This is a genomic window from Streptomyces musisoli, assembly GCF_016741855.1.
Taxonomy (GTDB): domain Bacteria; phylum Actinomycetota; class Actinomycetes; order Streptomycetales; family Streptomycetaceae; genus Streptomyces; species Streptomyces musisoli.
Window position 1 is genome coordinate 221,971 of sequence record NZ_JAERRH010000006.1, and the last position, 20,731, is coordinate 242,701.

14 protein-coding genes are annotated in these 20,731 nt (G+C 73.7%); 8 read left to right on the forward strand and 6 right to left on the reverse strand.

Annotated elements, in window-relative coordinates; all coding sequences use genetic code 11:
• Position 1 precedes the first annotated feature (1 nt).
• Genes JK361_RS18615 through JK361_RS18630 form a run of 4 tightly spaced genes read right to left on the reverse strand, consistent with a single transcriptional unit; the run spans position 2 to position 3,664 of the window.
• Complete coding sequence (locus tag JK361_RS18615) at positions 2-1,159, reverse strand: branched-chain amino acid ABC transporter permease (RefSeq protein WP_201819301.1); 1,158 nt, start codon at positions 1,157-1,159, stop codon at positions 2-4.
• On the reverse strand, positions 1,156-2,046 hold the full coding sequence (locus tag JK361_RS18620; RefSeq protein WP_251092210.1) for a branched-chain amino acid ABC transporter permease: 891 nt from the start codon (positions 2,044-2,046) through the stop codon (positions 1,156-1,158). Before JK361_RS18620 ends, JK361_RS18615 begins: the two co-directional genes overlap by 4 nt.
• A complete protein-coding gene (locus tag JK361_RS18625) occupies positions 2,043-2,909 on the reverse strand; it encodes an ABC transporter ATP-binding protein (protein ID WP_201819303.1) in 867 nt (288 codons plus the stop codon). Before JK361_RS18625 ends, JK361_RS18620 begins: the two co-directional genes overlap by 4 nt.
• Positions 2,906-3,664: an ABC transporter ATP-binding protein gene (locus JK361_RS18630; protein WP_201819304.1), complete on the reverse strand. Its 759-nt coding sequence runs from the start codon at positions 3,662-3,664 to the stop codon at positions 2,906-2,908. The genes JK361_RS18625 and JK361_RS18630 overlap by 4 nt, the downstream gene beginning before the upstream one ends.
• A gap of 188 nt (positions 3,665-3,852) precedes the next feature.
• Here JK361_RS18630 and JK361_RS18635 point away from each other — a divergent pair, with 188 nt between their 5' ends.
• The 3 genes from JK361_RS18635 to JK361_RS18650 all read left to right on the forward strand — a co-directional run bounded on the left by JK361_RS18635 (position 3,853) and on the right by JK361_RS18650 (position 7,097).
• A complete protein-coding gene (locus JK361_RS18635) occupies positions 3,853-5,148 on the forward strand; it encodes a PucR family transcriptional regulator (RefSeq protein ID WP_201819306.1) in 1,296 nt (431 codons plus the stop codon).
• Complete coding sequence (locus tag JK361_RS18640) at positions 5,145-5,774, forward strand: TetR/AcrR family transcriptional regulator (protein ID WP_201819307.1); 630 nt, start codon at positions 5,145-5,147, stop codon at positions 5,772-5,774. Before JK361_RS18635 ends, JK361_RS18640 begins: the two co-directional genes overlap by 4 nt.
• 501 nt (positions 5,775-6,275) lie before the next feature.
• Positions 6,276-7,097 (forward strand): SCO6745 family protein, encoded by an 822-nt coding sequence (locus JK361_RS18650; protein WP_201819309.1) that lies wholly within the window; start codon positions 6,276-6,278, stop codon positions 7,095-7,097.
• 261 nt (positions 7,098-7,358) lie between these two features.
• Here the strand turns inward: JK361_RS18650 and JK361_RS18655 are convergent, their stop codons facing one another.
• Entirely contained in the window at positions 7,359-8,078 is a 720-nt protein-coding gene (locus JK361_RS18655; protein ID WP_201819311.1) for a hypothetical protein, read from the reverse strand.
• 1,368 nt (positions 8,079-9,446) lie between these two features.
• Between JK361_RS18655 and JK361_RS18660 the strand changes: the two genes are divergently transcribed.
• Positions 9,447-9,968 carry a peptidoglycan-binding domain-containing protein gene (locus tag JK361_RS18660; protein WP_307787272.1) on the forward strand — a complete coding sequence of 174 codons (522 nt, stop codon included), beginning with the start codon at positions 9,447-9,449 and terminating at the stop codon, positions 9,966-9,968.
• 138 nt (positions 9,969-10,106) lie between these two features.
• On the opposite strand, the gene JK361_RS18665 is transcribed toward JK361_RS18660, so the two are convergent.
• The gene (locus JK361_RS18665) at positions 10,107-11,516 is read right to left on the reverse strand and encodes a DEAD/DEAH box helicase (RefSeq protein WP_201819312.1); all 1,410 of its coding nucleotides are present in this window, start codon (positions 11,514-11,516) and stop codon (positions 10,107-10,109) included.
• 379 nt (positions 11,517-11,895) lie between these two features.
• Here JK361_RS18665 and JK361_RS18670 point away from each other — a divergent pair, with 379 nt between their 5' ends.
• The 4 genes from JK361_RS18670 to JK361_RS18685 all read left to right on the forward strand — a co-directional run bounded on the left by JK361_RS18670 (position 11,896) and on the right by JK361_RS18685 (position 20,436).
• Positions 11,896-14,778, forward strand: coding sequence for a helix-turn-helix transcriptional regulator (locus JK361_RS18670; protein ID WP_307787273.1), 2,883 nt, complete (start codon positions 11,896-11,898; stop codon positions 14,776-14,778).
• A gap of 609 nt (positions 14,779-15,387) precedes the next feature.
• On the forward strand, positions 15,388-15,954 hold the full coding sequence (locus JK361_RS18675) for a hypothetical protein (protein WP_201819315.1): 567 nt from the start codon (positions 15,388-15,390) through the stop codon (positions 15,952-15,954).
• Positions 15,954-18,257, forward strand: coding sequence for a bifunctional serine/threonine-protein kinase/ABC transporter substrate-binding protein (locus tag JK361_RS18680; RefSeq protein ID WP_201819318.1), 2,304 nt, complete (start codon positions 15,954-15,956; stop codon positions 18,255-18,257). Before JK361_RS18675 ends, JK361_RS18680 begins: the two co-directional genes overlap by 1 nt.
• Positions 18,258-18,267: 10 nt before the next feature.
• On the forward strand, positions 18,268-20,436 hold the full coding sequence (locus JK361_RS18685; RefSeq protein WP_201819910.1) for a bifunctional serine/threonine-protein kinase/ABC transporter substrate-binding protein: 2,169 nt from the start codon (positions 18,268-18,270) through the stop codon (positions 20,434-20,436).
• The last annotated feature ends 295 nt before the right edge of the window (positions 20,437-20,731 follow it).

A 20,731-nucleotide genomic window follows, 5' to 3' on the forward strand; every position in this document is an offset into this window, starting at 1 on the left:
GTCATTCCTTTTCCGTGCGGGGCGGTGCGCCCACGGTTTCGGGATCCGCAGGGGTGAGGGGCTCGGAGGCTCTGGTTCCGGGCCGGGACGGCGACTCCGGGCCGGGCGCGGACGCGGCCGGGGGCGTCCGGTGGAGGACGGCGGAGACGCCGGACGGGCGACGGGCGGCGACGTCGGACAGGCGACGGGCGACGGCGACGGGCACACGGCCCGGCAGGCCGGCCAGTCCCGTCGGGGCCACGAACATCACCGCGATGATCAGCAGGCCGAACACGACTCCCGGTGCCGCCTCGCTGAGGTCCTGGGACACGCTCGGCACGTAGGTGACGAACGCGGCGCCCAGCAGGGGCCCGTACAGCGAGGCGAGCCCTCCGACGACCAGGCCGGCCAGCAGGGTGACGGACAGGACGAAGCTGAAGGAGTCGGGCGAGACGAAGCCGATCACCCACGTGTACAGACAGCCGGCGACACCCGCGAACATCGCGCTCCACGCGAAGGCCAGGGTTTTGTGCAGCGACAGCCGCACGCCCATGACCTCGGCGGCGCTCTCGTCGTCCCGCACGGCGCGCAGTGCCCGGCCGACCCGGGACCGCAGCAGGTTGCGGGCGAGCAGCAGAGCCACCGCGGTGACCGCGAGGACGACGAAGTAGGTCCACTGGTCCTCGGCCAGCCCGCTCCACGCGGGCGGCTGCGGCTTGTCGACGATCAGGCCCATGGAGCCGCCCGTGACCGGTTCGAGCCGCTTGAGCAGGGGCGGCAGGAACACCGCGAGCGAGAGGGTGACCAAGGCCAGGTACAGCCCGCGCAGCCGCAGGGCGGGCACCCCGAGCGCGAGGCCCAGCAGGAAGCATCCGGCGGCCGCGACGGGCAGCGTGGCCAGGTGCCCGGTGTCGTAGCGGTCGAGCATGACCGCCGACGTGTAGGCCCCCGCCGCGAAGAACGCGCCGTGCCCCAGCGAGATCTGCCCGCCGAACCCGACCAGCAGATTCAGCCCGGCCAGCGCCACGGCGTACAGGAGCACCATGGTCAGCTGGAAGACCTGGAAGGGGGCGAAGTAGAACGGTGCGCCGACGGCGACCGCCGCCGCGAGCAGTACGGTGAGCGCGGCCCGCAGTCGGCGTGCGCGGTCCGTGCCGAGTGTGACGGCGATCGTGCTCATGCGCGCACCACCGCCGCCCGTCCGAACAGGCCCTGTGGCCGCACCAGCAGCACCGCAAGAATGATCATCAGCGGGACTCCCACCTTCAGATCGGCACCGATCACGTCCACGTAAGCCCCGGTCAGCGTCTCGGCGACGCCCACGATCAGACCGCCGACGACCGCTCCGACCGGGCTGTCGAAGCCTCCGAGGGTGGCCGCGGCGAACGCGTAGATCAGCACCCCGCCCATCATGTTGGGCTCCAGGAACAGCACCGGGGCGACGAGCACGCCCGACACCGCGCCGACCGTGGCGGCCAGCCCCCAGCCGAGCATCAGCACCCGTCCCACCCGGATGCCCGACAGCCGGGCGGAGGAGGGGTTGCAGGCGACCGCCCGCATCACCAGCCCGCTGGAGGTGTGCTGGAACAGCAGGTAGAGCAGACCCATGACGACGGCCACCACGCCGAGGATCCCGAGCGTCGACCAGTCCACACGCACCCCGGCCAGGTCGAGCCCGCCGTCGGGGAACTGCCGCGGAAAGTCCTTCACGGTGAACGACCAGATCAGGCCCGCCAGCGCGTTGACGAAGATGAACAGGCCGACCGTGACGATGACCACCGTCAGTTCCGGCGCGCCCTGCACGGGACGGATGACGATCCGCTCGACCAGCATGCCGCCGGCGAAGGACACCGCGAGGGTGACCGGCAGCGCCAGCCAGAACGGCATCCCGGACGCCACCAGTTGCCAGGCGACGTAGGTCGAGAGCATGGCCAGCTCGCCCTGCGCGAAGTTGACGATCCCCGTGAACCGGTGGATGAGCACCAGGGCCAGCGCCAGGCTGGCGTACACCGCGCCGGAGCCCAGTCCTTCCACCACTTGCTGGAGCAGATCGGTCACGGCGCTCACCCGGCCTTCCTGGCGTGGGCGGGGACACCGAGGTACACCTCGGCGATGTGCCCGTCCTCGCGGATCCGTGCGGCCGGTCCGGACAGCACCAGGCGGCCGGCCTCCAGTACGTGCGCCCGGTGCGCGATGTCCAGCGCCAGCCGGGCGTTCTGCTCGACGACGACCACGGTGGTGCGTTCCTCCTCGTTGACGGCACGGACGATCTCGAACAGCTCGCGGGTGACCAGCGGCGCGAGCCCGAGGGACGGCTCGTCCAGGAGCAGCAGCGCGGGCCGCCGTATCAGCGCCCTGCCGATGGCGAGCATCTGCTGCTCCCCGCCGCTGAGGCTGCCGGCGGCCTGCCGCGACCGCTGGCGCAGTCGGGGGAAGTGGCCGTAGATCCGTTCCAGGTCGGCCGTGACGGCCGCACGCTCGGCGCGGCCCCGCCATCGGCGGGCGGTGCGCAGGTGAGCGCCGATGCGCAGGTTCTCCTCGACGGTCAGGTCGTTGAAGGTGCCCCGGCCCTCGGGGACGTGCGCCACGCCGAGCCTCGCGGCCTGTTCGGGCGAGCGGCCCAGCAGCTCGGTGCCGTCCAGGGTGACCGAGCCGCGGCCCCCGGCCATGCCGCTCAGTGCGCGCAGCGTCGTGGTCTTGCCCGCACCGTTCGGTCCGAGGATGGCGCACACCTCGCCGCGGGCGACGGAGAAGTCCAGGCCCTGGAGCACACGGGCCCGGCCGTATCCGGCGTGCAGGCCGGAGACCTTGAGGAAGTCCGGCTCCGCACTCGCCCCGGCCTCGGTGCGGCCGGTGGTGCCGGAGACCTCCGGGACGTCCGGCTCCGCACTCGCCCCGGGCTCGGTGCGGCCGGTGGTGGGCTCGCTCATGCGGCCACCCCCAGGTACGCCTCGACGACCGCCGGGTCGCGCTGGATCTCCTCCGGCGGCGCCTCGGCGATCTTGCGGCCGAAGTCGAGGCAGACCACCTTGTCGCACAGCCCCATCACGAACCCCATGTGGTGTTCGACCACCAGGAGGGTGAGATCGAAGTCCTGGCACACCGACCGGACCAGATCCGCGAATTGGCCGACCTCGCCGTGGCTGAGCCCGTTGACGGGTTCGTCGAGCAGCAGCAGCCGGGGCCGTGCCGCGAGCGCCCGGGCGAGTTCGACCCGTTTGAGTGTGCCGAACGGCAGCCCCGCGGCGGGGTGGCCGGCGACGTCGGCCAGGCCGAGCCGCCGCAGCAAGTCGTCCGCCAGGTCACCGAGTTCCCTCTCCTCCCGCCGGACGCGGGGCAGCCGGAGCGCCGCGGCGAGGTGTCCGGTGCGCCCCCGGCTGTGGGCTCCGACCATGACGTTCTCCCGGACCGTGAGCCGCGGAAAGAGGCCCAGGTTCTGGAAGGTCCGGGCGATGCCGCGCCCGGCCACGGCGTGCGGTGGGAGGGCCAGCAGGTCCTCGCCCTCGAACCGCACGTCTCCCCCGTCGGGGGTACAGCGCCTGGTGAGGCAGTTGAACAAGGTGGTCTTGCCGGCTCCGTTCGGCCCGATGAGTCCTACGGCGGTGCCCGGCCCGACGGTGAAAGAGACACCGTCCAGCGCCGTGATCCCGCCGAAACGCACGGTGATACCGTCGACCGCGAGCATGAGTGACGCCCCTTCCGACGTGGTGGGGGGGTTGGCGACCGTCACAGTAGGTGGGGGCGTTCCAGGCGCACATTGGGTGTGAGCACCCAACTTCCCGGTCGCCGGACTGTGCGCGGCGCACAATTGCCGGCAGATGTCTCACGCAAGTCTGTTGACGGAATACGAGCCGGACGGCGACGATCGGCGCCATGCCTCGCGGTCCCGCCCTGGGCACCTCCCCTCTCTCCGAACCCCTCCGCCGGGAGCGGTGGCGGATCCTGCGTGCCGTCCACGACCGGGTCGAGGAGGTGGCGGACAGTGCCGTCGAGGTGATGCGCGCGGAGATCCCGTCGTACGCGCTACAGGACGAGCGGTTCTTCGCCGACGTGCGGGGCCAGGTGCTCGAGCACTACCGGATGCAGCTGGCGGCGCTGGCCGGCGACCGCGACATCGCTCCCGAGGACCTGGTCTTCAGCCGGGCGGCGGCCATGCGCCGAGCCCGGGCGGGGTTCGCCCTCGACGACTGGATCAGCGCCTTCCGGGTAGGCCGGCAGGTGATGTGGGACGCGCTGGTGGACTGCGCGGGCACGTCCCCCGAGGCCCAGCAGGCCGCGCTGTCCCTCGTCACCCCGCTGATGCGCTACGTCGACTACGCCAGCACCCATGCCGCGCAGGCGTACGTCGAGTACCAGCAGCACGTGGTGGCGGACGCGGACCGGGAGCGCCGGGACCTCCTGGACCAGCTCCTGGCCGGTGTGGCACCGACCCGCGGTCCGCTGTTCGCCGCGGCACAGGCGTACGGCATCGGACCGCGTTCGTCGATGATGGCGGTCGCGGCGGTCTGTGTCGGTGACGCGCGCACGGGGGACCACACCTCGGCGGAGAACGGCTACGCCACCAGCGCGTCGATCAGCGTCGCCGGCCCCTGGGCCGGCCGGACCCTGGTGGTCGTGCGCCACGGCGAGGTGGTGGCCGTGCCCGTGCTCCGGGCCGGCATGGACGCGGACGACGTGTGCGCCCACTTCGAGGCCGTGCAGGAGCGGCTCGCGCGGGAGGGGACCGTTCTCTGCATGGGCATCAGCACGGTCGCCCGGGGCGCGTCCGAACTCCCGCGGGCGTACGAGGAGGCGCGGGCCGCTCTGGAGCTGGTGCCGAGCGGGGGCGGGGTGGCCGCGCTGCCGCGGCTGTCCCCGTTCGACTACCTGGCGCTGCGCGCCGACGATCTGGCCCGCCAGCTGGTCGATCCCCGGGTGCGTGGGCTGCTGGAGGACGACCGCAGACGGGGCGACACGCTGGCCGCGACCATCCGGGCCTTCGCGGATGCGGACCTCAATCTGCGGCTGGCCGCCGAACGGCTGCGGGTGCACCACAACACGGCGCACTACCGCTTGCGCCGGATCGAGGAGCGCACCGGCCGCAATCCGCGCCGGATCGCCGACCTCCTGGAGCTGCTGGTCGCCCTCGCCATCCGCGACGGCGCCGAGGAAGGTGAGGAGTGCCGGTGAGTGGCATCGTGGAGTCCGCCGGGACCGAGGCGGGAGGCCGGCCGCCTGCCGGGCAGGGGGGAACGGTCCGGCGCGCGCTGCTGGACGCGGCGCTGGAGGTGTTCACCGAGCGCGGCTACACCGACGCCTCGCTCGCCGAGATGGCGGCGCGCTCCGGCATTCCGGTGGGCAGCCTCTTCCAGCACTACGGCGGGAAACAGGGGCTCTACCTCGCCCTCTGGGAGGAGTTCCGGGAGGAGCAGGAGCGCCGGACCGCGGCCACCCTGGCCTCCGAGCGCGGCCGTGGTGTGGACGACCCCGTCGTCCTCTTCGTGGCGGGAGCCAGGGCGTACCTGGGGGGTGCCTGGGACAACCGGCGGCTCGGCAGGCTCTTCGCGGAGGACGACGGCCCTTCGGGATTCGACGCGCTGCGCCGCCAGTGGGACCGTGCATGGGTGCGGCGCAACGCCCGGCTGCTGCGGGTGGACGAACGGCGACGCGCCGGCCGGGTCCGGGTGAGCGTACTGACCACCGTCATCGGAGGGGCGGCGCGCGAGCTGGCCGACTGCGTGGACGAGACGGAGGCGCGGGAGATCGTGGGCGAGGTGTGCGGCATCCTGGTCCATCTGTCGACTCCTCCCGGCTGAACCCCCGCCCCTGGCCGGGCAGCGGGGCCGGTCGGGGCGGGTGGCCCCGGCACGCTGGACGAGGCCGTCGAGATCCTGGGGCTGAAGGAGCGCTCCCGCGCCGAGAAGCCGGTCGTGCCGGCGCTCCACGGCACACGGAGTGGCACCCGGCCTTCTGCCCACACCCTCCCGTGGACGCGAGCCGTCGGCTGAAGTCCCGGCGTGCCGGCTCCGGTGCCGGCGGAATACCGCCGTGACCGCGATACGCCTGCTTCGGGTCTTGACAGTCGGTTCCTTCCACTGAAAGCTACCGACCAGTCAGTATGATGGGGTGGTCGTGACCGGTCCTGGCACGTCACCTGGCTGCGGGCGTGCTCGACACGATCGTGGCGGGTCCGCCCGAGGGCCGCCCGATGCCCGCCCCCTGTACGGCACCCCGCGGACGGGGCCGGTGCGGCAACGGCGGATCAACGGGCCGTACCTGCGGGATCCCGCTCGTCGACTCTCCGAAGAGGTGACCCCATGAAGACAGCGCGCGCGGCCTGGCGCCGCCTCGAGCCCGTGCACGGCATGATCTATTTCGTCCCCGAGGCAAGGCGACGGTACGGGGATCTCGGACTGAGCGGCCGCGCCGGGTACTTCGCCTCCCGCAGCGCCGCCTTCGGCCGGGCGTCCGCCGAGCTGATCATTTCGACGTTCTACAACTTCAACCCCGCTTTCGTCCGGCGGGCGGTCGTCGGGGCCTGGGACGTGACGACACCTCAGCAGGTGCTGGACGCGCGGTACGCCGCGGCGGGCGAAGCCCTGCGGCGGGCCGCGATCCACGAGCTGCCCGCGCTGGACGAGGTCCTGGCGCTGACCCACCGGGCCGCCGAGGCGGCCTGCGAGAACGGGCAGGGCCGCCCGCTGTTCGCCGCGCATGCCGCACTGCCCTGGCCGGATGAGCCGGTACTGCGGCTGTGGCACGCCCAGACGCTGCTCAGGGAGTTCCGCGGGGACGGCCATGTCGCGTGTCTGCTGAGCGAGGGCGTCGGGGGCTTGGAGGCGCTGATCCTGCACGCGGCCACCGGTGAGGTCCCCGTCGCCTTCCTCAGGGCGAGCCGCGCATGGCCCGAGGAGGAGTGGGCGGGCGCCCAGGAGCGCCTGCGCGAGCGAGGGCTCCTCGACGGGGACGCCCTGAGCCCGGAAGGCGTGCGCCTGCGCCGGCACATCGAGGACCGTACCGACCGCCTGGCCCTGCCCGCCTACGCGGCCCTGGGTGACAGCGGCTGCGCGCGTCTCGCCGAACTCGCGAGCCCCTTCGGCCGCGCCGTCAAGGAAGCCGGCCTCATCCAACTCGGCTGACGGTGCCGGGCGTCGGCATCCCTTGGTGGCGAGGCGCGTCGAGGCGGAGCGGTCCGGTGCAGCGAGGGCTCGGCGGGTGCGCGGCTCCGGGAACCGGGGAGTACGTCCGGCCGAGGTGACGTGCGGTGCAGCGGGCTCGCCCGGCGACGCGCACGGCCGACTCGCTGATCTCCTCCAGCCCGGTCGCGGTGGTGCGTGCGGCTCCCGGAGCGGGGAGTGCGTGCGGCTGTGGGGACCGTCCGTTTCTGGTCCCGGGGGGACTCAGCCACCGGCTTCCGCCGTACTGCTCGGTGAGCCGCTGCTGGTGGGAGAGGCGCTGATGCTGCCGGAGGGAGTGGCGGAGGGCCGCGGGGTGGGGGTCGCCGTCCGTGTCGGCGGGCTGGGGCGGCGGCTGCTGGAGGGGCGGGGGGTCGGTTTCTCCTTCGCGGGTGGCGGCGCGCTGGTGGTGGCGGCGACGGGTGGCCGGGAGACCGGTGACTTGCTGCGGGCCGGCTGCGGCAGCGGACGCCGGATCCTGTCGCTGCTGCGGTCCCGGACGCCCTTTCGCGCCGGGTGCGTGGGCACTCGCTCCGGTGAAGCCGGTGAATCGGTGATGCGGACCTCGGGCTCCGCGGGGGGCGGCTCCGGGACCGACGCTGCCCGCGGTGCCGCCGAGGGGAGGATCACCGAAGCGGTGGCCAGCCCTCCGAGAATGGTGAAGGCGGCCGCGGCGAGGGACTGGACGGCATACTTCCGCAGCCGCGACGGACGGTCGTCGTACCGGTCTGCCACCAAGTCCTGCACGGCAGTCGGCGGCCCGGGCAGGGGGAACTCGGGGCTGCCCGGCTCCCCGCTCGAGCGGACCACCGGCATCGCCGCGTCGACGGCCGGAGCACCGTCTCTCCGCTCGCTCGGCTGTCCCATGCCGGAGTCGAACGCCCCGCACTCGGGGCAGGTCACGGCTCCGTTGAGCGTGCGGTTGCAGGGAATGCAGTAGTCCATGAAGCGACCGTTCTCAGTCCTTGAATCGACGGAGGGAGAGGCCTGCCCGATCCGGGCGGCGGCCGACGGCGGGAAGCCGCCGCCCAGGGTTTTTCGGACCGACCTCTACATCTGCGAACCTCCCTCACCGGTCTTCAGGGGAACACCGGTTACCTGGGTCAACGGGGCCGATCGGGCGAGCACTCAAACGCCGGCCGAGGTGTGGGGTAGGTAACCCCGCCGGGACGGTCGCCGACGGCTGAGGAGGCGCGGCGGGCCGGAGTTGCCCGCCCGGACGCGGTGGTCGGCCGGCCGTTCGACGGATGCGGGCTCCGCGGGGCGGGCGAGACGGGTGCCGGACCACCCCGGGCATGAGGCGTGAGTTACATACCGGCCGCGGTCGAAGACGAAGCCGCGCGGCCCACGTATTGCCCAGGGAGCAGAAGGGGCACCCGCGGCCGGGACCCAGCGCGCAGGCACCACGGCGACCGGAGGCAGAGGCCTGGAACCCGGCCGCCGCCGGGGAAGTACCGGTCCGTCAGGAACGAGACCCGCCGAGGAGAAACCATGGGGCGCAACGACGCCAACCCGGAGCAAACCCCCGCCTCGGACCCCGACATCGTGCGCGAGACCAGGGACTCCTTCCAGGCCGTGCTGGACGCGTTGGATGCCGCACGCGCCGACCTCCTGCGCGACGAGCGACGGGAACCCGCAGAGGGCCCGTCCCGGCCCCAGGGACGGCACGATCACCCGACCGAGCATGTCCGCCCTCACCAGCCGTCCCCGCCCCCTGCTTCCTCGGCATCCGACGAGGCACCGCCGGCCGAACGCATGCCGCCGGGCCCGCCCCCCGAGCGGCCCGGCCCCCACCGGCCGACAGCCGTCAAACCGTTGCAGACCGGCGACCTACGCCAGGCCGACACCCCGAAGGCCGCGGCGGAGGAGCCACCGAGGCCACCCAGAGGACTCGGCTCATGCCCGGCAGGCACCCCGGAAGCCGTCGCGGCCGAGCCACCGAGGCCACCCAGAGGACTCGGCTCATGCCCGGCAGGCACCCCGGAAGCCGTCGCGGCGGAGCCACCGAGGTCCCCCGGAAGGCCCGACTCGCGCCAAGCCGGCCTCCCGGAGGCCGTGGCGGCGGAGCCACCGAGGCCACCCAGAGGACTCGGCTCATGCCCGGCAGGCACCCCGGAAGCCGTCGCGGCGGAGCCACCGAGGTCCCCCGGAAGGCCCGACTCGCGCCAAGCCGGCCTCCCGGAGGCCGCGGCGGCAGAGCCACCGAGGCCACCCAGAGGACTCGGCTCGTGCCAGGCCGGCACCCCGGAGGACCTCGCGGCGGAGCCGCCGGGGTCACCCGGAGAACCGGAGGCCGCCCCACCCCCGCCGGTGGTGCCGGCCGGCCGCGCGCACGCAAGGAGGACCGGTCACAGGGCGCGCCGGTTCACCGGCGGCGGCCCCCTGCGAGTCGCCGGAATCGTCGGGCTGGGCGCGGCGAGCGCGCTCCTCACCGCCTGGCTGCTGATCGGTCACGACACCGAACCGCCACCCTCCTCCCGGCCTTCCGGGCACATGGCAGGCCGCCGGCCGGCGAGTTACGCGCCGGAGAACCCCTCTCCCCCGGCCGCAGGGCGGACGGACCGGCCTCGGCCCGGTGCGTCGGATCCGCCGCTTCCCGAGATCCCCGGCACGGGCGTCCTGCGCCAGGGCGACAGCGGCCACGGAGTCTACGAGCTCCAGGTACGACTCCAGCAGATACCGGGCATCTACGACGGCGGCCCGGTGGACGGCCGCTACGACGCGGAGGTCCGGGCCGCGGTCGCCCTCTTCCAGAAGCGGTACGGGATCCGCGGCGACGAGGACGGGGTCTACGGCGCCGAGACACGCCTCGCCCTGATGCTGCGGACCAAGTGACCAGCGGTCAGCCGGGTGCCGGGACCAGACCACCCCGACCGCGACGGCACGACCGGGGTGGTGCACCGGTTGCCCGTCGACCACGAGGCCGCGGACGGCATGGCCGAAGACATCGCCACGCGGTCCAGGAAGCCGGGCTCAGCCGCCGCGCCGCACCCGGGCCGCCTTGCGGGCCTCCGCGAGCTTGCGGGCCTCGCTGCTCTTGCGGGATCCCCTGCCACCGGAGCCGCTCTTCGCGTCCTTCGTACTGCCCAGACCGCGGAACGGGGCGTTGTGGTTCCTGGGGCGCGGTACGGCCGGCCCGCCGTCGAGAGGCTCTCCGGAGGGGGCCCTGGCGCCGGTGATCCGGCTCAGTTCCGCCTCGCCGGACCGCACTTTGGTGACCTTGGGAGCGACGTCGGCGTCCGTCATGACCTGGCTCGTCTCGCGGCGCTGTCCCGACAGGACGAGGGTCACGACGGTGCCGGAGCGGCCGGCCCGGGCCGTGCGGCCCGCGCGGTGCAGATAGTCCTTCGGGTCGGTGGCCGGGTCGACGTTGACCACGAGGTCGAGGTCGTCGACGTGCAGGCCGCGTGCGGCGACGTTCGTCGCCACCAGCGCGGTGACCTGCCCGTTCTTGAACTGGGCCAGGGTCCGGGTGCGCTGCGGCTGGGACTTCCCGCTGTGCAGGGCGGCGGCCGCCACGCCGCTGGCCCGCAGATGCCGTGTGAGCTGGTCGACGCCGTGCTTGGTGTCCAGGAACAGCAGGACGCGGCCGTCCCGGGCGGCGATCTCCGTGGTCACGGCGTACCGGTCCGGGCCGTGCACGACGAAGACGTGGTGCTCGATCTCGGGGACAGCGCCGGACGAGGGGTCCACGGAGTGGACCGCGGGGTCGCGCAGGTAGCGCTGCACCAGCTGATCGACGTCGCGGTCGAGGGTGGCGGAGAACAGCATCCGCTGCCCGTCGGGACGCACCTGGTCCAGGATCTCGGTGACCTGCGGCAGGAACCCCATGTCACACATCTGGTCGGCCTCGTCCAGGACCGCGATGCGCACCCGTCCCAGCCGGCAGCCCTTGCGCTCGACGAGGTCGTGCAGCCGGCCGGGCGTGGCGACGACGATCTCGGCGCCGTCCCGCAGCGCGGCGGCCTGCCGTCCGATGGACACTCCGCCCACCACCGTCGCGATCCGCAGCCGCAGCGCCTCGGCGTACGGGGCGAGCGCCTCGCCGACCTGCTGCGCCAGCTCCCTGGTGGGGACCAGAACGAGCGCCAGCGGCTCCTTGGGCTGCGCGCGCCGCCCGGCCGTCCGGGCGAGCATCCCGAGGCCGAAGGCGAGCGTCTTGCCGGATCCCGTGCGGCCCCGGCCGAGGACGTCCCGTCCCGCGAGCGCGTTCGGCAGCGCCGCCGCCTGGATGGGGAAGGGCACCGTCACACCGTGCTCGCCGAGCACCCGCAGAACCTCGGCCGGCAGCCCCAGCTGTGCGAAGGACGCCACCGTGGGCGGCGCCGGGGTCTCGGAGACACGGTCCTGCCGCCGGGCATCGGTACGTACTGGATCGCTCACAGAAAGCCTTCCTCCGAAAGGACCGTACCGAGGAAGGCGCGGCGGGGACGCGGCCGCCGGCCGGGACACCGTACGAGGGTACGGGCCACCGACACGGCAACGCTGCAAAGAGTCGACATTAGCACGGGACACACCGCCCGGCCCTCCTTCGCCCGCGCCGGCACCGGAGCCTCGGCCCGCGAAGGCTGAGCGGCGAGGCCGGGCACGGTCCGTCGGTCCGGTCAGCCACCGCGCGGCGCCTGTGAGCCGACCGGCCCCGGATGCCCGGGTCACGTTCACTGACCCGCGTACAGGAGGGGCGCGAAACCTCGCCTTAGGCTGACCTGTGGGGGAACAGGGATCGACGCAGGTGAGAGATCACCATTGGGGGGACGGGGACGTGGCGGGACTGGTAGGCAGATCGGCGGAGCTGGAACGGCTGGATGCAGTGCTGGCAGGGCTGGGCCGTTCCGGGCTGCCGGAGGTCGTCGACGTCGTCGGTGAACCCGGCATCGGCAAAAGCCGGTTGCTCGACGAGGTCTGCGCGCGGGCCCGCGGGGCCGGGTTCACCGTACTGCGCGGACGGGCCACCGAGTATGAACAGCAGGTTCCCTTCCATCTGTTCACGGACGCGTTCGCCGATGCCGATCCCGGCGCACAGGCCGCCTTCGCCGAGGTGCACTCGGTGCTGCACGGCGTCCGGCAGGCCCCGGGCGACGGCTCCGTCGAGAGCGCCGCCGCCCGGTTCGGGCTGCATCGTGCGATCGCGGCGTTCCTGACGCAGCTGGGTCAGCGCGGTCTGGTGCTGGCTCTGGACGACGTGCACTGGGCGGATCCCGCGTCACGCGAGCTCGTGGACCACATGATCCGGCACCCCGCGCGCGGACGCGTCCTGCTGGTGGTGGCCCGGCGGGTCCGGCAGACGCCGACCACCCTGACCGCGGCGCTGACGCGCGGCGCGGGCAGCGGAACCGTGCTCCACCTCCCCCTGGAGCCGCTCTCCGAACAGGAGTCCGTCCTGGCGCTGGCGCCCGACATCGCAGAGGACCAGGCCAAGCGGCTGCACGCCGCCAGCGAGGGCAACCCCTTGTATCTGCTGGCGTTGGGGCACGCCCACCGCACCGGGGCGTCTCTGCCCGGCCACACCCCGGACATCCACGCCGACGCCACGGACGCCGGGTACGCGGCCGGCGTACCCGGCGGGCTCGCGGCGCTGCTGCTGGACGAGTTGGGAACGCTCACCGGGTCGCAGCGCCGGCTCGTGGAGGCGGTCGCGGCACTCGGCGACCACGCCTCGTCCGCCCTGCTGGCCGTGGCGAGCGAGCTCTCCGTCCGGGACGTGGAGCAGGAGACCACAGCCCTGGTGGTGCGCGACCTGCTGCGCGCCGGGCCGGGCGGCCGGTGGATGTTGCGTCATCCCTTGGTCCGGGCCCTGGTCTACGAGAGGACCGCGCCGGGGCGGCGTGCCGGATTCCACCGCCGCACCGCGCGGGAACTCGCCCGCCGCGGCGCTCCCGCCACCGAGCGGGCCCACCATGTCGCACGGTCGTTGACCGACTGGGACGCCCAGGCCGCGGAGGTGCTCACCGAGGCTGCCGCACGGTTCGCGTCGACCGCGCCGGCCATCGCCGCCCAGCTGCTGGATGTCGTCCTGACCCATATGCCGGACACTCCCGACCGCTTCACGCGACGCGGCGAACTGGTCCTGGCGCGCGCCCGCGCGCTCGGCGTCAGCGGGAACCTACGGGAGAGCCGGGACCTGCTGCACGGGCTGATCGAGACCGCCGGCAAGGACCATCCCGAACTACGGACGCGGGCCGTCGCCCAGTGCGCCGTGATGGAGCGGCACCTCGGCCACTCCCCCGAGGCCACCGCCCTGCTGCGCCGGGAGCTGTCCCGCGACCCCGGCCCGTCCCCCGCCCAGGCGGTCTCCCTGCGCCTGGCCCTCGGCATGTCCGCCCTGCTGACCGCGTCCTATCCACAGGCACGCGCGGACGTCGCGCGGGCCGTCGCCGTCGCCCGCGCCGACGACGATCCCACCGGTGAGGCGGCGGCGCTCGCGCTTGCCGCCCTGGGCGAGGCGTACGAGGGCGAGACGGCGGCGGCGGCCGGGTTCGCCGACTCCGCCGCGTCACTCGCGGACTCTCTGACCGATCCCGGCATCGCCGGTCTGTGCGAGGCGCTGGTCTGGCTGTCCTGGGCGGAAACCTTGCTGGAGCGCTACGCCGATGCCGAGCGGCACATCACCCGGGGGCTGGGCATCGCCCGCCGCACCGGACAACTCCACGTCCTGCCGCATCTGTTGACGAGCCGGGCCTTCGTCCACCTCACCACCTGCCGACTGCCTTCGGCGCTGGAGGCCGCCGAGGAGGCGGAGTCCATCGCCCGGGCCGCGGGCAGCGACGACCTTCTGGGCTTCACCCTTGCCATCAAGACGCTGGTGCTGTTGCTGGCCCGACCGCTGGGCGACGGAAGCGCCCTGGCCACCGGTGAGGAGGCCACCGCCGCGGCCGGCCGCGGCAGGGGCTGGTGGTCGTCGCTGGCCTGGTGCATGCTCGGGCACGCGACCTTCGTCAGCGGTGACCCTCATCGCGCCCAGGAGGCCATCACGACGGCCGGCGGCGGCCCCGGACTGCCCCTGCTGCAGCCGTCGATCCGTCCGGGTCAGCTCGACACGCTCGCGGCCGCGGCCCTCACCGCCGGGGACGTCGAGGCGGCCGGCCGCTGGGCCGCTCAGGCCACCCACGAGGCCGACCGGCTCGGCCTCGACGGTCAGCGCGCGGCCGCCCTGCGCGCCCAGGCCACACTGGCCGAGCACCACGGCGAGACGGGCAAGGCCGTACGGCTCCTCGACGCGGCGGCACAGGAATACGCCCGCTGCGGCCAGACCCTGTGGGAGGCGTATTCCTTGCTGCGAGCGGCGCCCTTGGTGCAGCGCACCGGGCAGGGAGCGCGCGCCGCCGCGATGTGGCACCGGGCGCACCGCATCGCCGTCGGCGGCGGCGCACGCCTGCTGGTGGACCTCGCCGAACTGATCCGCCCCCAGGTGCTGGCGGAGACACCGGCGCTCCCGGCGCAGCTCGCGGAACTGACCGTGCGTGAGCTGGAGGTGGCCGAGCTGGTGGCGCAGGGGCTGAGCAACCAGGACATCGCCGCCCGGCTCCACCTCAGCCGCCGCACCGTCGAGACCCACCTGTCCTCGATCTACCGCAAGGCGTCGGTGCCGTCCCGCGCGGCCCTGGCCGGACTCATGACCCGCGTCGGACTGGGAACCGGGTCGTGAGCGGCGCCGGCGGGTCGGTTGGAGCCGACCGCCGGCCCGCGGGTCATCGGCCCGGTAGAGCTGGATGAACGCCCAGCACACGGCGGCCGCCAGGACTGCCAGGACCTGTGCCGAGTTCCGGGCCCGGGGCGTGCCCGGGAAGGACGCGGGCCGGGGGATTTCTGCACCGCCTCGGTGTGGCGGTGCCGTGTACACCGGCGCATCCGTGGAACGACGTACTGCACGCCACCCGCGCACCGAACACCCTGCGGCATGGCGGAACCCGTAGTCGATTACGTGTTTCCACTGAGGCCGCCGCCCCCGCCGCCCGTCTACGTTCGACCAGTCGGACAACTCAAGCGGTGCAGAGGGGAATGCGTGAGAGGCAACGCCCATGGTGTACGGGGTAGTTGGGTGACGCTCCTGGTGACGGGGAGTCTGCTGGCCGGGTGTTCGGCTCATGGAGCGGACGGCGGGTCCCCGCGGCGGACCGGGGCGTCCGCGCACACCGCCTCGCCGCAAGCCACGGCGCCCCCGACGGGCGGGTCGACCGCCACCCCCGTCTTCACACCCGACGCGGCCTTCGTCCCCAGAACCTCGAAGGACGGACAGAGGCTGGTGGAGTCCGTGGTGTTCACTCCGGGTGACTGGGGGCGGGGCTTCGTCGCCCAGGATCCTGCCGTGAGCCGGCCGGGCACCTGGCCCGTGCTGGACGACGGCTGCCGCTGGGAGCGGGAGAAGGCCCCTCGGGGCGTGCTGGCCAGCCTGTCCCGCTACAGCCTGCTGCCCGCCGACGGCTCCAAGGGGGCCGTCAAGGTGACCGCCGCGGCCACGGCACACTCCTCCGCCCTCGGCGCCGACGAACAACTGAGCACCACCCTGGAGGAAGCCCTGCGCTGCCCGGAGCAGCACCCCCGGGCCGACACCCGGATCACAGGCCTGAACTCGCTCGGCACCCCCTTCGGCGCCCGCGAGCAGGAGTACGCCGATGACTCCGTGCTGGAGGCCGGGCAGTACGTCGAGAAGGACGGTGCCGCGCAGCCGTACCGGTGGATGGTCGCACGGCTGGGCACGGTCGTCGTGGCCGTCTCCGTGACGGGCGCGAAGGGGCACACCGAGCAGGAGCTGCAACAACTGGGCGCCGACGTCCTCGGGCAGATGCTGGTGCGCGTCCAGCAGCGGTTGAAGGGGAAGTGATGGAGCCGTTGCGTACTTCCGATCCGTCCAGGCTGGCGGGTCGTCGACTGCTCGGGCGGCTCGGCGCGGGCGGGATGGGTGTGGTCTACCTGGCCCGCTCGGCGGATGGTTCGCTGGTCGCACTGAAGGTGATCCAGGCCGAGTACGCCGAGGACGCCGGCTTCCGGGAACGGTTCCGCAGGGAGGCGCAGACCGCCCGCCGGATGACCAGTCCTTGGGTGGCGTCCCTCGTCGACGCGGACCCGGATGCGGCGCAGCCCTGGCTGGCCACCGCCTTCGTGCCGGGACCCTCGCTCGGAGAGGCCGTCGCGGCCCACGGGCCGTTGCCCGTACGGGGCCTGCGTGTACTGGGGACGCGGCTCGCCCAGGCGTTGGGGGAGCTGCACGGCGCCGGCCTCGTGCACCGGGACGTCAAGCCGGGCAATGTGCTGCTGGCGCTCGACGGGCCCCGGCTGATCGATTTCGGTGTGGCCCGCGATCCGCGGGACACCGCGCTCACCTCGACCGGTGTGGTGGTCGGCACCCCCGGCTTCCTGCCACCCGAACAGGCCCGCGGCACAGGAGAGTCGGCCGCGCCCGGCGACATCTTCTCGCTCGGCTGCGTGCTGGCCTTCGCGGCCACCGGCCGTCCCCCGTTCGGCACCGGCTCGCTGGACGCGCTGCTGTACCGCACGGTGCACGACGCCCCGGACCTGGAGGGCGTGCCCCGGCCGCTCGCCGAGGTGGTGCGCGGCTGCCTGGAGAAGGACCCGCGGCTGCGGCCCACGGCGCAGGCGCTGTCGGAGACGCTCACGGTCACCGCGTCCGAAACGCCACCCGACCCACGGGAGGCGCTGCAGGCGGTGCGTCCCGCGACGCCCCGGGACACCGACGCGCCGGACGCGGTCGCCGGCGGCGAGGCCGGGCAGGCGGCCGACGGGCGGTTGGCCGCGGACGAAGCCTGGTTGCCCGAGCCGTTGGTCCGGCTGATCGCGGAACGCTCGGCGGCCGGGCTCGCCCTGCCCGCCGTCGACATGACCGAGGTCGACCCCGTGTCCGCCGGCACCGCCCCGTCGGACACCGCGGCCGCGCAGCCGGCGGCCCGTGCCGTCGGCAGACGCCGGTTCCTGCTCCTGACCGGAGGCGCGGCGGTCGTCGCGGCCGGGGGTGGACTGGCGGCGTGGGCGGCACTCGACGGGAACGGCGGCGGCGAGGACGACGCCACGCCGACGGCCACCGGTCCGGTGTACACCCTCGGTCTGCACGCTGATCTGACAGGTGATCAGAAAGCGGTCGGCCGGGCTCAGGATCGAGGGCTGCGGCTCGCGGTCCACGAGTTCAACTCCCGTGCGGGCAGGCCCTTCACCCTCGCCGTGAAGACGGTGGACGACGGTGGCGATCCGACCCGGGCGCCCAAGGCGGCCAAGGAACTCGTTGCCGACCCTTCCGTGCTGGCGGTGATCGGTCCCACCACGGACGCCGCCGCCCTGGCCTCGCTGGCGACGTACGACGCCGCGTCGCTGCCGCTGATCGCGGTGACGCCCGGCGCCACCGCGCTGCAGGTGATGGGCAGCCGGTCCTTCCTGCACGCCCGGGTGACGGACACGCTGCTGCCCTTCTATCTGGACGTGTACCTGCGCGGTACGGCGAAGTCGCGCACGGTCGGGATCGTCGACGACCGGGCGGCGGACGCCTACGCCTGGGAGATCAGCAGCACCCTCGCCACCCTCCTTCGCAAGGTGCCGCTGCCTGCCGTGCCCAAGGTGGTCAGCGCACTGCGCACCGACTTCGGGCCGACCCTGGACGCCCTGCTGAAGGCGGGTGCCGACTCGGTGGTCTTCGCCGGATACCACGACCGGGCCGCGCTGCTGGCCCGTGAGCTGACCAGCCGTGACTTCTCGGGAGTCAGGGCAGCCGCCCAAGGGGTGCTCGACGCCCGGTTCCTGTCCGCCGCGGGGGACGCGGCCGAGGGCTGGGTGATCGTCGCCCCGGCCATGGACGCAACCGTGGTGCCTGCGGCGAAGGCGTTCAGGGCCGCCCACCGCAAGCTCTTCGGAGCGGAGCCGGAGCGGTACGCCGTGGAGACGTACGACGTGGCGCAGTTCGCCGTGAAGACGCTGCGGTCGCTGAGCGCGGGGCGCCGCACGCGGCAGACTCTGACCACGGCACTGCGATCGGGGTCGCACAAGGGCATCGCCCGGAACCTCGCCTTCTCCAAGGAGACCGGGGCGCTGGTGCCCGACGGCAGCGGAGTCCACCTGTGGAAGGTCGAGGGCGGCGGATTCGCGTACCAGGGCCCGGCGCCGTACCAGGTGGCCGGCTGATGGGGCGATGATGGAGCCGTTGCGCGGAGCCGACCCGGCCAGGATCGCGGGTCACCGGCTGCTGCGCCGCCTCGGCGCGGGCGGCATGGGCGTGGTCTACCTGGCCCGCTCCGGTGGTGGTTCGCTCGTCGCGGTGAAGGTCATCCGCGCCGCGCACGCGGACGACCCGGGCTTTCGGGCCCGCTTCCGTCGCGAGGTGGAGACGGCGGGCCGGGTGGCGAACCCCTGGGTCGTGCCGCTGCTCGACGCGGACCCGGACGCGGAGTCGCCGTGGCTGGCAACGGCGTTCGTGCCGGGGCCCTCCCTCGCGGAAGCGGTGGAGGAGTGCGGCCCTCTGCCGTACCGGAGTGCCCGCGTCCTGGGGGCGCGGCTGGCCGAGGCGCTGGAGGCGGTGCACGGGGCGGGTCTGGTGCACCGGGACGTCAAGCCCGCCAATGTGCTGCTCGCGGTCGACGGGCCGCGGATGATCGACTTCGGGATCGCCCGGCCGCCGGAGGACACCGCGCTCACCGCCAGCGGGATGGTGGTCGGCTCCCCCGGCTTCCTCTCCCCCGAACAGGCCCAGGGGCGGGGCCGGGAGATCGGGCCGGCCAGCGACGTGTTCTCGCTCGGCTGTCTGCTGGCGTACGCGGTGACGGGCGAGCGCCCCTTCGGGTGGGGCTCGGCGGCCGAGGTGCTGGTGCGTACGGTCCACGACGAGCCGGACCTGGACGCCGTACCGACGCCGTTGCTGCCGCTGCTGCGGGACTGCCTGGCGAAGGAGCCCGGCGCCCGCCCCACCGTGTCGGAGGTCCGGGCGGCTCTGGACCGTGCGGGCGAGGCCGGTGGCTGGTTGCCGGAGTCGCTCACCCGGCTGATCGCACGCCGTTCGGCCGCCGTCCTCGCTCTGCCCGCGGTCGAGGCGACCGAGGTGTCCGGCGCCCCGGCGGGCGCCGACACGGTGCCGGGCCTGCAGGAACGGCCGCAGGGCGCCACGCGGCGTCGCCTGCTGATGCTGGGCTCGTCCGCCGGGGTCGTGGCGGCGGGCGCCACGGCCACCTGGTGGACCGCGGGTCGCACCCGCCGCGCGCCGGCGCAAGGGGGCGGCACACGGCTTCCTGAGCAGATCGTCGCCCTCCAGGCCGATCTGTCCGGAGACCAGAAGACGGCCGGCCTGGCGCAGGAGAACGGTGTCCGGCTCGCCGTCGATCACCTCAACTCCCGTGCCGACCGCGGCTTCGACCTCGCCCTCCAGGTGCACGACGACGCGGGCAGCACCACCCGGGCACGGCAGATCTCGCGGCGACTGTCGGCCGACGGCCGGATCCGCGCGGTGATCGGGCCGACCACCGACTCCTGCGCCGAGGCCGTCCTTGAGCAGTACCGGAAAGCGCTGCTGCCCATGGTCACCGTGTCGGTCGGGCTCGACGGAGTGTCCGCCGGCAGGTACCGGACCTACGCGGCCACCCGGCCCCCCGACCGCACCTTGGCGGCACCCTTGATCGCCCACCTCGTCCGCACCGTCCGAACGCGCAGGACGGTGCTGATCGACGACGCGGCCGAGGGCGACTTCAGCTGGGAGCTCTGCGCGGACGTCACCCAGGCGCTCCGATCCGGACAGCGCACCACGACCCGGCGCAGCCTCGCCGCCGAGGACGACACGGCCGACGACTTCCGTGCCCTCGCCGAGACGGTGACCGACTGGAAGGCGGACGCGGTGCTGTTCGCCGGAGGGTTCGAACGCGCGGCGAAACTGGCGCGGGCCTTGCGCGCAGCCGGCTACTCCGGAGCCCGGTTGGCCACCCAACGCGCCCTCGACACCCGCTTCCTCACCGTGGCCGGGGACGCCGCCGAGGGCTGGGTCTTCGCCACCGCCTTCCTCGATCCGACCCGAGTGACGGCAGCCAAGTCCTTCGTCGCCGACTACCGCCACCGCTTCGGCACCGCCCCGCCCTGGTACTCCGCGGAGGCCTACGACGCGACACTCTTCGTGGCCCGCGCGCTGACGACGCTGGGCACGTCCCTCACTGAACGGGGACCGCTCGTGCGGCGGCTGCGGGAGACCGACTACCGAGGAATCACCAAGCGACTGCGTTACACCGGCTCGAGCGCGGGCTACACCACGAAGGCGATGTACCTCTTCCAGGCGTCCGGTGGCCGCCTCCGCTTTCTGGGCCAGTTCGAGGACGCCACGGCGTGACCCGCGCGGCGGAGCCCGAACGCGTCACGGCTCCTCGGCCGCGCTGTGCGTGACCCTGTACTCGAAGGCCCCAGCACTTATGCAGCCATGGCTCCCTCCCAGCCGCACACCAGCGCCCGGCTCACCGAGCGCTGGGCGTCTCTCCCCTCCCGACCGCCGCCCGTCGGGAAAGCGGCGGCGGTCGGCAAGAAGCCGCAGCGGAACCGTCGTACGCGCGAAGACCAGTTTCAGCCGTCCCGCGCTGGAAGTCAGACGGATCGACGGCCGAGTTCCGACAAGGAACTATGGCGTGTGC

What these genes read in the sequence shown, in the direction of transcription:
- JK361_RS18615 (WP_201819301.1), bottom strand. Translation starts at nt 1,159, where the DNA reads ATGAGCACGATCGCCGTCACACTCGGCACGGACCGCGCACGCCGACTG.
- JK361_RS18625 (WP_201819303.1), bottom strand. Translation starts at nt 2,909, where the DNA reads ATGAGCGAGCCCACCACCGGCCGCACCGAGCCCGGGGCGAGTGCGGAG.
- JK361_RS18630 (WP_201819304.1), bottom strand. Translation starts at nt 3,664, where the DNA reads ATGCTCGCGGTCGACGGTATCACCGTGCGTTTCGGCGGGATCACGGCG.
- JK361_RS18635 (WP_201819306.1), top strand. Translation starts at nt 3,853, where the DNA reads ATGCCTCGCGGTCCCGCCCTGGGCACCTCCCCTCTCTCCGAACCCCTC.
- JK361_RS18650 (WP_201819309.1), top strand. Translation starts at nt 6,276, where the DNA reads ATGAAGACAGCGCGCGCGGCCTGGCGCCGCCTCGAGCCCGTGCACGGC.
- JK361_RS18655 (WP_201819311.1), bottom strand. Translation starts at nt 8,078, where the DNA reads ATGGACTACTGCATTCCCTGCAACCGCACGCTCAACGGAGCCGTGACC.
- JK361_RS18680 (WP_201819318.1), top strand. Translation starts at nt 15,954, where the DNA reads ATGGAGCCGTTGCGTACTTCCGATCCGTCCAGGCTGGCGGGTCGTCGA.
- JK361_RS18685 (WP_201819910.1), top strand. Translation starts at nt 18,268, where the DNA reads ATGGAGCCGTTGCGCGGAGCCGACCCGGCCAGGATCGCGGGTCACCGG.